Origin of the sequence: Bradyrhizobium sp. BR 1432 (assembly GCF_051547705.1) — a bacterium.
Lineage (GTDB): Bacteria > Pseudomonadota > Alphaproteobacteria > Rhizobiales > Xanthobacteraceae > Bradyrhizobium > Bradyrhizobium zhanjiangense.
The window spans coordinates 2,641,847-2,653,491 of the sequence record NZ_JBPUGF010000003.1 but is presented as its reverse complement, the minus strand read 5'-3'; the positions used below and the strand labels follow the sequence as shown (position 1 = coordinate 2,653,491).

At 64.5% G+C, this 11,645-nt stretch carries 11 protein-coding genes and 1 pseudogene; 10 read left to right on the top strand and 2 right to left on the bottom strand.

Features of this window, described 5'->3' with window-relative positions; translation table 11 throughout:
- Window position 1: 1 nt before the first annotated feature.
- The 4 genes and pseudogenes from ACSKB8_RS12665 (at window position 2) to ACSKB8_RS12650 (ending at window position 3,516) form a co-directional block, all read left to right on the top strand.
- Window positions 2-1,622: pseudogene (locus ACSKB8_RS12665) on the top strand (ABC transporter ATP-binding protein).
- A gap of 195 nt (window positions 1,623-1,817) precedes the next feature.
- The gene (locus ACSKB8_RS12660; protein ID WP_438110883.1) at window positions 1,818-2,150 is read left to right on the top strand and encodes a hypothetical protein; all 333 of its coding nucleotides are present in this window, start codon (window positions 1,818-1,820) and stop codon (window positions 2,148-2,150) included.
- Window positions 2,147-2,386, top strand: coding sequence for a hypothetical protein (locus tag ACSKB8_RS12655; protein WP_438104413.1), 240 nt, complete (start codon window positions 2,147-2,149; stop codon window positions 2,384-2,386). Before ACSKB8_RS12660 ends, ACSKB8_RS12655 begins: the two co-directional genes overlap by 4 nt.
- A 95-nt stretch (window positions 2,387-2,481) precedes the next feature.
- Entirely contained in the window at window positions 2,482-3,516 is a 1,035-nt protein-coding gene (locus ACSKB8_RS12650) for an AEC family transporter (protein WP_438104411.1), read from the top strand.
- On the opposite strand, the gene ACSKB8_RS12645 is transcribed toward ACSKB8_RS12650, so the two are convergent.
- Entirely contained in the window at window positions 3,431-3,715 is a 285-nt protein-coding gene (locus tag ACSKB8_RS12645; protein WP_438104409.1) for a hypothetical protein, read from the bottom strand. The two genes, ACSKB8_RS12650 and ACSKB8_RS12645, sit on opposite strands and share 86 nt — an antisense overlap.
- Window positions 3,716-3,904: 189 nt before the next feature.
- Between ACSKB8_RS12645 and ACSKB8_RS12640 the strand changes: the two genes are divergently transcribed.
- The 5 genes from ACSKB8_RS12640 (at window position 3,905) to ACSKB8_RS12620 (ending at window position 9,464) form a co-directional block, all read left to right on the top strand.
- A complete protein-coding gene (locus ACSKB8_RS12640) occupies window positions 3,905-4,225 on the top strand; it encodes a hypothetical protein (RefSeq protein ID WP_438104407.1) in 321 nt (106 codons plus the stop codon).
- A gap of 224 nt (window positions 4,226-4,449) precedes the next feature.
- Window positions 4,450-5,175 carry an outer membrane protein gene (locus tag ACSKB8_RS12635; protein WP_438104405.1) on the top strand — a complete coding sequence of 242 codons (726 nt, stop codon included), beginning with the start codon at window positions 4,450-4,452 and terminating at the stop codon, window positions 5,173-5,175.
- Window positions 5,176-5,338: 163 nt separating this feature from the next.
- Window positions 5,339-7,480 carry a methyl-accepting chemotaxis protein gene (locus ACSKB8_RS12630; protein ID WP_438104404.1) on the top strand — a complete coding sequence of 714 codons (2,142 nt, stop codon included), beginning with the start codon at window positions 5,339-5,341 and terminating at the stop codon, window positions 7,478-7,480.
- Window positions 7,481-7,770: 290 nt separating this feature from the next.
- Window positions 7,771-8,832, top strand: coding sequence for an MBL fold metallo-hydrolase (locus ACSKB8_RS12625; RefSeq protein ID WP_438104402.1), 1,062 nt, complete (start codon window positions 7,771-7,773; stop codon window positions 8,830-8,832).
- 14 nt (window positions 8,833-8,846) lie between these two features.
- Window positions 8,847-9,464, top strand: coding sequence for a HEAT repeat domain-containing protein (locus tag ACSKB8_RS12620; protein ID WP_438104400.1), 618 nt, complete (start codon window positions 8,847-8,849; stop codon window positions 9,462-9,464).
- A 9-nt stretch (window positions 9,465-9,473) separates the two neighbouring features.
- Here ACSKB8_RS12620 and aroQ read toward each other — a convergent pair whose 3' ends face one another.
- The gene (gene aroQ, locus ACSKB8_RS12615) at window positions 9,474-9,905 is read right to left on the bottom strand and encodes a type II 3-dehydroquinate dehydratase (protein WP_438104398.1); all 432 of its coding nucleotides are present in this window, start codon (window positions 9,903-9,905) and stop codon (window positions 9,474-9,476) included.
- A 335-nt stretch (window positions 9,906-10,240) separates the two neighbouring features.
- Here aroQ and hemA point away from each other — a divergent pair, with 335 nt between their 5' ends.
- The gene (gene hemA, locus ACSKB8_RS12610) at window positions 10,241-11,470 is read left to right on the top strand and encodes a 5-aminolevulinate synthase (RefSeq protein WP_438104396.1); all 1,230 of its coding nucleotides are present in this window, start codon (window positions 10,241-10,243) and stop codon (window positions 11,468-11,470) included.
- The last annotated feature ends 175 nt before the right edge of the window (window positions 11,471-11,645 follow it).

Below are 11,645 nucleotides of genomic sequence, written 5' to 3'. Positions count from 1 at the left end.
GATGACCGCACCGCCCGCCATCTCCATCAAGAACCTGAGAATCGCGCTGCCCAAGGGCGCCGAGCGTCCGTTCGCCGTCGATGGCGTGTCGCTCGATTTGCAGCCCGGCAAGATCGTCTGCGTCGTCGGCGAATCCGGCTCCGGCAAGTCGATGTGCGCGCATGCGCTGATGGGCCTGTTGCCGGACACGGTGTCGATCGCCTCCGGCGAAATCCAGTTCGAGGGCCGCGACCTGCTCAGGCTGGACGACGACGGCTGGCGCGACCTGCGCGGCCGCAGGCTCGCGATGATCTTCCAGGAGCCGATGACCGCGCTCAATCCGTTGATGCGGATCGGCGACCAGATGGCCGAGATGTTCGAGGCGCACGGCCTGCTCACACCCAAGGAACGGCGCGCGAGAGCGCTCGCATTGGCGCACGAGGTCGGCTTGCCCGACCCCGAACGCATCGTGCGCGCCTATCCGCACCAGCTCTCCGGCGGCCAGCGCCAGCGCGCCATGATCGCGATGGCACTCGCGCTGGAGCCTGCCGTGTTGGTCGCGGACGAGCCGACCACCGCGCTCGACGTCACCACGCAGGCGCAGAATTCTCAAGCTGATCCGCAACCTCCAGCGCAATCGCAACATGGCGGTGATGTTCATCACCCATGATTTCGGCGTGGTCGCTGACATCGCCGACCAGGTCGTTGTGCTGCGCCATGGCAAGGTCGTGGAGGAAGGCTCGGCCTCAGCCGTCTTCAGCGATCCGCAGCACGACTACACCAAGGCGCTGCTCGCCGCCGTGCCATCGATGGACCCGCCGGTGCGCGCACCTCTCGACGATCAGGCCCGGGCTGTCGAGGTGATCGGCCTTGACAAGACTTATGTCACCTCGGGCGGCTGGTTTCGCGAGGACCGCCGCGTCGATGCCGCGCGCGAAGTCAATTTCAACATCCTCAAGGGCGAGACGCTCGGTCTCGTCGGCGAATCCGGGTCCGGCAAATCGTCGGTCGCGCGGCTCGTGATGCGGCTGATCGAGGCCGACCGCGGCACGGTGCGAATCGGCGAGACCGATCTCACCTCTCTTTCGGGCAAGGCGCTGCGCGCCGAGCGCCATCGCATCCAGATGATCTTTCAGGATCCGTTCGCCTCGCTCAATCCGCGCCGCAAGATCGGCCACATCATTTCCGACGGCCCGATCGCGGCCGGCACTGATCCGAAGGTCGCATTCGACCGGGCCCGCGATCTCCTCAAGATGGTTGGCCTCGACGCCGGCGCACTCGAGCGCTACCCGCATGAATTCTCCGGCGGCCAGCGCCAGCGCATCGGCATTGCGCGCGCGCTCGCACTCGAGCCCGAGATCATCGTCGCCGACGAAGCCGTCTCCGCGCTCGACGTCTCCGTGCAGGCGCAGGTGCTGAAGCTGCTCGAAGACCTCAAGGCGCGCTTGGGCCTCTCGATGCTGTTCATCACTCACGATCTGCGCGTCGCCGCCCAGATCTGCGACCGCATCGCCGTGATGCAGCGCGGCGTCATCGTCGAGCTCAAGCCAACCGCGCAATTGTTCGCCGCGCCCGAGCACGCCTATACGCGTGAACTGCTGGCGGCGGTGCCGGGGCGGAAGGAGCGCGCGCCGGCAGCGTGAGCGACGGTCGCCCAGTTCTTCGAACTACAAGATTGTTCCAAAAACTTGCACGCGACACGGGCGAAACATATTCGCTCGATCAGCATTTGCTTTGCGAGACTGCCTTGCCGGTGACGGCAAGAGTAAGCTGTCACCGGCATTCGCTCGCGCGCTAGTTGCAGCCGCGCGATAGGAAGCGGTGAACAGCCCAAGAACTTGGCAAAGAACACCCGACGTTGGGACGCCGGCGCGGTCACGAGCTTTTTATTCCGTCGTGAACGGGCACGCCATTTCAAAGTCGAGGGCGACGCCATAGATGCTGATTGGATGATCGTCATCATCTCATGTCCTACTTGCCCACTGATATTCGGAGCCAACATGGGCGAAGTTATTCGATTTGTCTCAAGATCTGAGCGCGAGCGCATGCGCCTCATTCAGGAGGCACGCGCAATCTACGACAGCATCTTCCCGCCATCCGATCCGGCCAGCGACGGGCAGGATGGAGACAACGGCCGCACGATCGGCGGCGATAGGAGTAAGCTCTCGTGATCAAGATCATCGCCGTGCTTTGCAGCCTCGCCACTCCGAGCAATTGTCACGAGCAGATCGTGACCACTTCCGATTTTGCTGAGGTCTCGGTGCAGTCCTGCCTGATGGGCGCGCCGCAGCTCGCCGACTGGATGAATCAGCATCCGGCTGAGCGCCTGGCGGCATGGCGTTGCGTGATCGGGAAGCAGGGCGGCAGGGGAATTCAGCGAGGAAGATTATCGTCCTTTGCGACTTGAAACGATCGCTCGGGACGGCTCCATCAAATCACACAGTGACGACAATCCATCGCCGGGCTAACCTCGTCGCCGTTTGGCCATGAGGGGGAAATCGGATGGAGGTCGCCAGCCTCGTTCTTCCCGTATTCGCGATCATCGTCACCGGCTGGCTCGCCGGCGAGTTCGGCTACCTCTCCCGCTCGCTTGCCGATGCCCTGGTGCACTTTGCCTACAACGTGGCGATGCCGGCGCTGCTGATCGTCACGATCGCGCAGGAGCCCGCGCGCAATCTGCTGGAATGGCGGTTCCTGCTCGCATTCGGCGGCGGCTCGCTGATCTGCTTCGCGCTGGTGTTCCTGGCGGTCCGCGCGAGTGGCAAACACGATCTGGCCAGCAGTACCATCCATGGGATGGCGGCGGCGATGACCAACACCGGGTTCGTCGCACTGCCGATCCTGCACGCAATCTACGGCCAGCCCGCCGTTCTGCCCGCCGCGGTGGCGACAGTGTTCGTGGCCGCCGTGATGTTTCCGATCACGGTCATCCTGCTGGAAGGACGCGACCCGCACGGGTCCGCGCATCCCACGGGACTGGCGAAGCAGATCCTGCTCAATCCGATGGTACTGTCGACGCTCATTGGGCTGGTGTGGGCGATCACGGGCTTGCCGATTCCGGCGCCGATCGCGACCTATCTGAACATGATCGCTGCCGCGCTCACGCCCTGCGCGCTGTTTGCCATCGGACTTGGTTTGTCCGTCGAGGGCCTGCGATCCAACCTGAAGGCATCGTTTGCGCTCGCGGCGGTGAAGCTGGTGGTGATGCCTCTGATCGTCTACCGGCTCTGTGTGCTCTGGGCCTCGATCCACTTTACACGATCGCTGCCGTCGTCTGCGCGGCCGTACCGACGGCGAAAACCGTGTACGTCCTCGCGCACGAGCACAAGGTCGAGGAGAAGCTGGTTGCGGCCACGATCTCGATCACGACGATGCTGTCGGTCGCAACGTTGCTGGTCGCCCTCTATCTGCTCTCCGGATTGGCGAGCGGCGCAGGCTGATCGGCATCGGTCTATCTGGTGGTGTTGCTCCACGTGGGCACCGAATTGGTCACGCCGACCGACGGCCAATTGTACGATCCGATCGATGGCGCGGTGACCGTGCCGACCGTCTGTCCGGATGACCCGTAGGACGCCCTCGGCTGCGCTGCCGGCGTTCCGGCACCGCTGTAGGCCGGCGCCACTACACCGGTGCTGTAATGCCGGCTCGACCGAACCTTCTTCGCTTCAGCCGCGAAAGGCGCGGCAAGCAGTCCGGTCGTGACGAGCGCGGCTATGGCGAATTTGATGCTTGTCATGACTGTTCCTTTCGCCCCGTACGCGCCCCGGTATGCCAACTGTTCATTCCTGAGAAAATTTCCATAGGTTCTCCGTTCATAACTCCGTGCGCACGCGAAGGTGCCGCAGCGCGTGCGCCCGCCGCCTTCGGATGGACCCGAATCAGCGCTAGTGCATTGGCTTCATTGACTTCCCTGGACGCACGCAGCATGACCGGCGCCGAACTGAAGCAACTCCGCAACGACCTCTCCGACGCACTCGAGCGCACGCTCACCGCGGCCGACATGGCCAGGCTGTGCGGATTGCCGGAGAAGGGCGGCGCCGACATCATCCGGCGCTGGGAAGTCAGCGGTCCGACACCATCGGCGACCAAAGTGCTGCGCGTGCTCGCGATGGCGAGCGAGCGCTATCCGATCCTGGAGAAGTTCGACATCTTCGATCGTCACGACGTGCGCGAGGAAGACCGGCCGGCAAAGCGCGCAGCCTTTCGCGCGCAGATGCGCGACGAGGCGCGGCGGCGCCTTGGTTAATGAGAGGCGCGAGCAAGTTACCTGCGACGCGCGAAGTTAAGCCTTCCTTCAGCATTTCTTAAGCCGGCATTAAGCACGAAAATCATTTGCAGCCCAATAAGTTACGTTGGGCGCACTTGTGCCATGCATGTGACAGCATTTTCGTCAAAAGCGAGCTATCTGCAAAACCAACGACGGCGCGGAATGCGCGCCTGCCGGGACCTTACGTGTTGGAGTTCAAGACGATGAAGAAGATTTTGTTTGCGACCGTTGCGCTGCTCGTGCTGGGCGCGGCTGCGCCGGCCGTCGGTGCCGATCTCGGCAATCGCAACTATTACAAGGCGCCCGCGCCTGCCTATGTCGCGCCGATCTACAACTGGACCGGCTTCTACATCGGTGGCCATGTCGGCGGCGCGTTCTCCAGCGACAACAATTTCAACGGCCTCTCCACCGGCAACAATGGCAACGGCCGTTTCCTCGGCGGCGTGCAGGTCGGTGCGGACTGGCAGCTCAACCCGAACTTCGTGGTCGGCGTCGAGGGCCAGTATTCCTGGCTCTCCGGCAGCGTCGGCGCGGTATTCCCGGGCGGCATCGCCTACACCAACGACCAGCGCGGGCTCGGCTCGATCACCGGCCGTGTTGGCTATACCTGGGGTCCGGGCCTCCTCTACGTGAAGGGCGGCTATGCCTATTCGGACAACAACGAGAAGGTGACGGTCGGCGGCGTGCCGACCGGCTTCATCATCGATGGCGATCACCGCAACGGTTACACCGTCGGCGCCGGCCTCGAATACATGTTCGCACCGAACTGGTCGGCCAAGGCCGAGTACCAGTACTACAACTTCGGCGACGCGCACTTCACCGCGGGCCCGCTGGTCGGCACCGGCAACTTCACCACCGACGACCACACCTTCAAGGCGGGCGTCAACTACCGCTTCAACTGGGCCAGCCCGGCCGTCGCGCGCTACTGAGCGGTTAGCAAGACCTTATCATCACGAAGGGCCGGCGATGTTGCCGGCCCTTCTTTTTCGTTCTGCGGAACGCACGCAACCGATTGCACAAATTGCGATTTTTTAACCGGCGTGCCCGATACTCCCGGCCACAAAACAGAAGCAAGGGCGTGGGGGAATTTCGATGGCGATCCGTCTCAGTCTCGGCCAATTCAAGCCGCGGTTCGAACTGCCGAAATGGGGCGTGCGCGGCAGCCTGTTCGCGGCCTTCGCGGTGATCGCCGGCATGGGCCTCGTGATCTCGGCCGGCGCCGGCCTGGTGCTGCAAAATCTCGGTGGGCGCATGACCGAACTGAGCGGACGGGACATTCCGCGTCTTGCTGCAAGCCTGCAATTGTCGGCATTGAGCGCGAGCCTTGCGGCACAGGGACCTGCCCTGCTTGCGGCCCAAACCGAGGACGCCTTGAACGAGCGCACCAAGAAGCTAAAGGAATTGCAGGAGCAGACACAGCAGAAACTCAACGAGATCATCGAGCTCGGCGCTGACAAGGCAGTCGTCTCCGGGCTAAGCGAGACCATCAAGAGCATCAACGAGGCGGCCCAGAGTCTGGCCAAGGCCGCCCGCGAGCGGCTGGATATCGCCGCCCTGCATGATAAGCAATATGACGCCCTGCGCAGCGCGCAGAGCGCGTTCGTCGGCGCGGCCAGTCCGGCCATGCTGAACGCCCAGACCCAGGTCAACGCCATTCTCGGGTCGGCCAACCTCTCCGCCGAAGATGCCACCGAAGCCGCGCAGACCGTCGGGCAGCTCGGCAACGTCGTTGCCAGTGGCAATCTCGCAGCCGCCGACATGAGCGCGGCGCTGTCGGCGAACACGGCCGACAAGCTCGACGACATCCAGAAGGAATTCAAGACGGCGCAGGGACGCCTGCGGTCCAACCTCGATTTGTTGCCGAACAATCAGGGCACCAAGATGCTGCGCGAGACGGCGGAAAAGCTGCTCGCGCTCGGCACCGGCAAGACCGGCGTATTCAATTTGCGTGAGAAGGAGCTCGACTCCGTCGACTACGGCCAGACCATCCTGGACGAGACGCGCAAGCTCAATGTCGGCCTCGGCATCAGCGTGCAGCAGCTCGTCGACGGCGTGCAGAAGGAGACCAACGCATCGACCTTCCAGGCCCGCCAGGACATCTCGCTCGCGACGATCGCGATGCTGGCGTTGGGCGCTATGATGCTTGTCGGTTCGGCGCTGTTCGTCTGGCTCTATGTCGGCCGCAACATCCTGCGCCGCATCAGCGGCCTGCAGCGCGCCATGCAGCTGCTGTCGGCCGGCGATCTCGACACCGAGATCGCACGCGCGAAGCATAATGACGAGATCGGTGCGATGACCGACACGCTTCACGTGTTCCGCGACAGCATGATCGAAGCCCGGGCGCTCGCCAGCGAGCAGGACAAGGATCGTGTCGCGAAAGCCGAGCGTGCGGCGCGCATGGAAGCGAAGATCGCCGAGTTCGAAAGCACGGTGCGCTCCGCGCTCGACAATCTCGCGCAGTCGGCCAATTCGATGCAATCGACCGCGCAGAGCATGTCGAATACCGCGGACCAGTCCAACGCGCTGGTGAACGCGGTCGCATCCGCCGCGGAGGAAACCTCGGTCAACGTGCAGACCGTCTCGGCCGGCACCGAACAGCTGTCGTCCTCGATCGCCGAGATCAGCCGCCAGGTGGTGACCTCTGCGGAGATCGCCAAGAAGGCGGTCGACGAGGCCGGCGCCACCGACACCACGGTACAGAGCCTCGCCGACAGCGCAAGCCGCATCAGCGTCGTCGTCGATTTGATCCAGACCATCGCCTCGCAGACCAACCTACTCGCTCTCAACGCCACCATCGAGGCGGCACGCGCGGGCGAGGCCGGTCGCGGTTTCGCAGTGGTCGCCTCCGAGGTGAAGAGCCTCGCGAGCCAGACCGCCAGGGCGACGGAGGAGATCCGCACCCAGATCGCCAGCATGCAGGAGATCACGACCTCGGCGGTCGGCGCCATCCAGGGCATCGGCCGGATCATCGGCGAGATCAACGACGTCACCACGACGATTGCGGCGGCCGTCGAGCAACAGGGCGCCGCCACCCGCGAGATCGCCCGCAACATCCAGCACGCTGCCGGCGGCACCAGCGAGGTCTCCAGCAACATCGTCGGCGTCTCCACGGCATCCGCCGAAGCGGGAGCTGCGGCGAGCGAAGTGCTGGGCGCTTCCGACGCACTGCGCCGCGAGGCCGACATGCTGCGCGGGGAGATCGACGCGTTCCTCAACAACATGCGGGCGGCGTAAGGCCGCCGGCCACATCGGGGCTGCACTCCCTCTCCCGCTTGCGGGAGAGGGCTGGGGTGAGGGTGCCTCCGCAATGGGACAGTTCGCAGCTTACTGGGAATGTCCCGCGAGGAGAGAGCCCCCACCCGGCGCTTCGCGCCGACCTCCCCCGCAAGCGGGAGAGGTAAGCGAGCTCGCGGCGCCCGCGTCCCACATCACGGAAAAACACCGCCGGTATGACGGCCATGCGGCGGCCGCCTCGCGTCCTTTTTCGGCTGGCGCCCCGCCCGCGCTGGGTTTAAGCCGGTAGCATGAACTCGAAAACCGACACCGCGCATTCCTCGGCCGAGGCTCTGCGTTACCCCTGGGAACAGCATCCCGGCCCCGAAGAAGTGGTCGAGGTGCGGCCCGGTGTGCTGTGGGCGCGGCTGAAGCTGCCGTTCCGCCTCAACCACGTGAACATCTACCTGCTCGCCGATGGCGACGGCTATGCGATGATCGATGCCGGTTTCGGCAACGAGGAGACGATCGAGGCCTGGAGAAAACTGTTCGACGGGCCGCTGAAGGGCGTCAACATCACGCGCCTGATCGTCACCCACTCGCATCCTGATCATGTCGGTCTCGCCGGGTGGATCGTCGAACGGTTCAACTGCCCGCTGGTGATGTCGCAGGTCGAATATCTGCAATCGGTCTATCACCAGAACCGCGGCACCGAGGAGCGGCGCGAGGCGCAGCGGCTGTTCTTCCGCCGCCACGGCATGGACGAATCGCTCACCGAAAAACTGCTCGGACGCGGCCAGGATTATCTCAAGCGCGTCTCGGTGCTGCCGCCGTCCTACCGCCGCATCTCCCACGGCGACGACGTCGTGATCGGTTCGCGCCGCTTCAAGGTGATCACCGGCGGCGGCCACGCACTCGACCAGGTGATGCTCTATTGCGCCGATGACAAGCTGTTCCTCTCCGCCGATCAGGTGCTGAGCAAGATCTCGCCGAATGTCAGCGTCTGGGCGGTCGAACCCGACCAGAACTCGCTCGGCGAATATCTGGCCTCGCTCGCCAGCCTCACCACGACGCTCCCCTATGACGTGCTGGTGCTGCCTGGCCACGGCGTGCCGTTCTACGGGCTCAAGACCCGCATCAAGCAGCTCGCCGATCACCACGAGGAGCGCTGCCGCCTGATCGCGGAGGCCTGCCGCGAGGTGGCGCAGACCTCGCGCGCCTTGGTGCCCGTGGTGTTCAACAAGCATGTGCTGGACGAGCACCAAATGGGCTTTGCCGCCGGCGAACTGGTCGCCCATGTCAACTACATGATCGTCGAGGGCCGGCTGACGGCGGAGACGCAGGGCGGCGTGCTACAATTCCGGACGACGTGAGCGCTGGGCCGCCGATGTCCCATGAGGCCATCCGCAGCCTAGTTTTGCGCGACGACGACGAGGCACTGAACGAGCTTCGGACTCTGGCGGCGGCGCGCGATGCCTTCGTGCGGCGGACCGCAATCGAGGTCATTGGACAGCACAAGCGCGGACCCGAACTCCGCGTGATTGTCATTGCTGCCTTTTCCGACCCGTCGGATTACGTCAGGCGCACCGCCTGCGGCATCGTCGAGCATTGGAAGCTCGCCGAAGCTCATGATCCCTTGCTGCCGCTCCTGAGGGAAGCGGAAGCGTCGACGCGCGAGTGCGCGCTCCGCGCCCTTGCGGAGATCTGGCGCGAGACAGATTTCCAGGCTGCGTTCGATCTCTACAGCCGCGATCCGGTGATCAGCGTCCGGAAAGAAGCCGCGTGGACTTTGCGGCAGAACGCCACCGCGGGCGATTGGCGACGGCTGTTCGGTGCCTTTTCCGGAGATCAGCTCCCCCGGCACCGGTCGTGGGCTTGCGAGATCGCCGAGACTTTCGGCGACCCAGATGTCCTGCCCGCGTTGGCGTCACTGACGAACGATGACGACGGGCATGTACGCAAATCCGCAGCGCGCGCCCATCAGGCGATCAGCGCACGCAATTAGCCGCTCACCTCACTTCATATTCGCGATCGCGTGCAGCGCCGCGATGTAGCCGAATGGTCCGAGGCCACAGATCACCCCGGTCGCCACGAACGAGATCTTGGAGTGGCGGTGGTATTCGTCGCGGGCGTGGATGTTGGAGATGTGGACTTCCAGCACCGGGCCTTCGAATATCTTGATCGCGTCCATGATCGCCACCGAGGTGAAGGAAAAGCCGGCGGGATTGATGATGATGGCCTCGGCATCCTGCCGCGCCGATTGAATCCAATCGACGAGCACGCCCTCATGGTTGGACTGGTGGAAGGCCAACTTGAGCCCTAGCTCTGCGGCGGCCGCCTCGCAGCTCGCGTTGATCTGCGCCAGCGTCGTCGTGCCGTAGATGTGCGGCTCGCGCACGCCGAGCAGGTTCAGGTTGGGACCGTTGAGGATCATCACACGTTTCATCGGGGCGTCCTTTCGCATGAGCTGTCGGCACGACCGACACGCGCCCTGCCCCGGGACGAGGCTATGGCGTCGGCGCGACCGGCTCCCCAATCATGGACGGAGCGCGCGTCATGGACAAAATGTCCATGGCAGCCCCCGCCCTCCCCCGGCGCCAGTCCCGGCCGGCAGGCCTGTGCTAGGCGGTTGATCCAAATCAACGATCGCCGCCGGACCGGCGTTATCAATTGGCACGCCCGCCTCGCCGCAAATGTGCGCAGGCGCATGGACATCGGAGCTGGAAAAGCTCTAAAAATTGGACGGCCGCCTTGGGCCAGGTTCCGCTGCAGGTTTTGCCGATGGATTACAACGAGTTCTTCAGTTCCGCCCTCGACCGTCTCCATACCGAGCGGCGTTACCGCGTGTTCGCCGATCTCGAACGAACGGCCGGCCGGTTCCCGCACGCGGTCTGGCATTCGCCCAAGGGCAAGCGCGACGTCGTGATCTGGTGCTCCAACGATTATCTCGGCATGGGCCAGCACCCGAAGGTGGTCGGCGCCATGGTCGAGACCGCAACCCGCGTCGGCACCGGCGCCGGCGGCACCCGCAACATCGCCGGCACGCATCATCCGCTGGTGCAGCTCGAGGCCGAACTCGCCGATCTCCACGGCAAGGAAGCCGCGCTGCTGTTCACCTCGGGCTATGTCTCGAACCAGACCGGCATCGCCACCATCGCAAAACTCATTCCGAACTGCCTCATTCTGTCGGATGAGCTCAACCACAATTCGATGATCGAGGGCATCCGCCATTCCGGCTGCGAGCGGGTCGTGTTCCGCCACAACGATCTGGCGCATCTCGAGGAGCTGTTGAAGGCGGCCGACCCGAATCGGCCGAAGCTGATTGTCTGCGAGAGCCTCTATTCCATGGACGGCGACGTCGCCCCGCTCGCCAAGATCTGCGACCTCGCCGAGAAATATGGCGCGATGACCTATGTCGACGAGGTCCATGCGGTCGGCATGTACGGCCCGCGCGGCGGCGGCATCGCCGAGCGTGACGGCGTCATGCATCGCATCGACGTTCTGGAAGGCACCCTGGCGAAAGCCTTCGGCTGCCTCGGCGGCTACATCGCCGCCAACGGCCAAGTCATCGATGCCGTGCGCTCCTATGCGCCGGGCTTCATTTTCACCACCGCGCTGCCGCCGGCGATCTGCTCGGCCGCGACCGCCGCGATCAAGCATCTGAAGACCTCGAACTGGGAGCGTGAGCGCCACCAGGACCGCGCCGCCCGCGTCAAGGCGATCCTCAATGCCGCCGGCCTGCCGGTGATGTCGAGCGACACCCATATCGTGCCGCTGTTCGTCGGCGATCCCGAGAAGTGCAAGCAGGCGTCCGACCTCCTGCTCGAAGAGCACGGTATCTACATCCAGCCGATCAACTATCCGACCGTCGCCAAGGGCTCCGAACGGCTGCGCATCACGCCCTCGCCCTATCACGACGACGGCCTGATCGATCAGCTGGCCGAGGCTCTGCTGCAAGTGTGGGATCGTCTCGGCCTGCCGCTGCGCCAGAAGTCGCTGGCGGCGGAGTAGGCGCTCCTTTCACCCTCCCCTGAAGGGGGAGGGTCGGCGCACATTGAGCGCAGCGAAATGTGAGACGGGGTGGGGTGACGGTCTCTCCACCTCGAACGCTGCCCGTGTGGAAAGATCACCCCACCCCGCTCGCGCTGCGCGCGATCGACCCTCCCCCTCCAGGGGAGGGTGAGGG

Bases quoted from the DNA above. Each gene is read 5' to 3' on its own strand.
- ACSKB8_RS12650 (WP_438104411.1), top strand. From the start codon at position 2,482: ATGGAGGTCGCCAGCCTCGTTCTTCCCGTATTCGCGATCATCGTCACC.
- ACSKB8_RS12645 (WP_438104409.1), bottom strand. From the start codon at position 3,715: ATGACAAGCATCAAATTCGCCATAGCCGCGCTCGTCACGACCGGACTG.
- ACSKB8_RS12640 (WP_438104407.1), top strand. From the start codon at position 3,905: ATGACCGGCGCCGAACTGAAGCAACTCCGCAACGACCTCTCCGACGCA.
- ACSKB8_RS12635 (WP_438104405.1), top strand. From the start codon at position 4,450: ATGAAGAAGATTTTGTTTGCGACCGTTGCGCTGCTCGTGCTGGGCGCG.
- ACSKB8_RS12630 (WP_438104404.1), top strand. From the start codon at position 5,339: ATGGCGATCCGTCTCAGTCTCGGCCAATTCAAGCCGCGGTTCGAACTG.
- ACSKB8_RS12625 (WP_438104402.1), top strand. From the start codon at position 7,771: ATGAACTCGAAAACCGACACCGCGCATTCCTCGGCCGAGGCTCTGCGT.
- ACSKB8_RS12620 (WP_438104400.1), top strand. From the start codon at position 8,847: ATGTCCCATGAGGCCATCCGCAGCCTAGTTTTGCGCGACGACGACGAG.
- aroQ (WP_438104398.1), bottom strand. From the start codon at position 9,905: ATGAAACGTGTGATGATCCTCAACGGTCCCAACCTGAACCTGCTCGGC.
- hemA (WP_438104396.1), top strand. From the start codon at position 10,241: ATGGATTACAACGAGTTCTTCAGTTCCGCCCTCGACCGTCTCCATACC.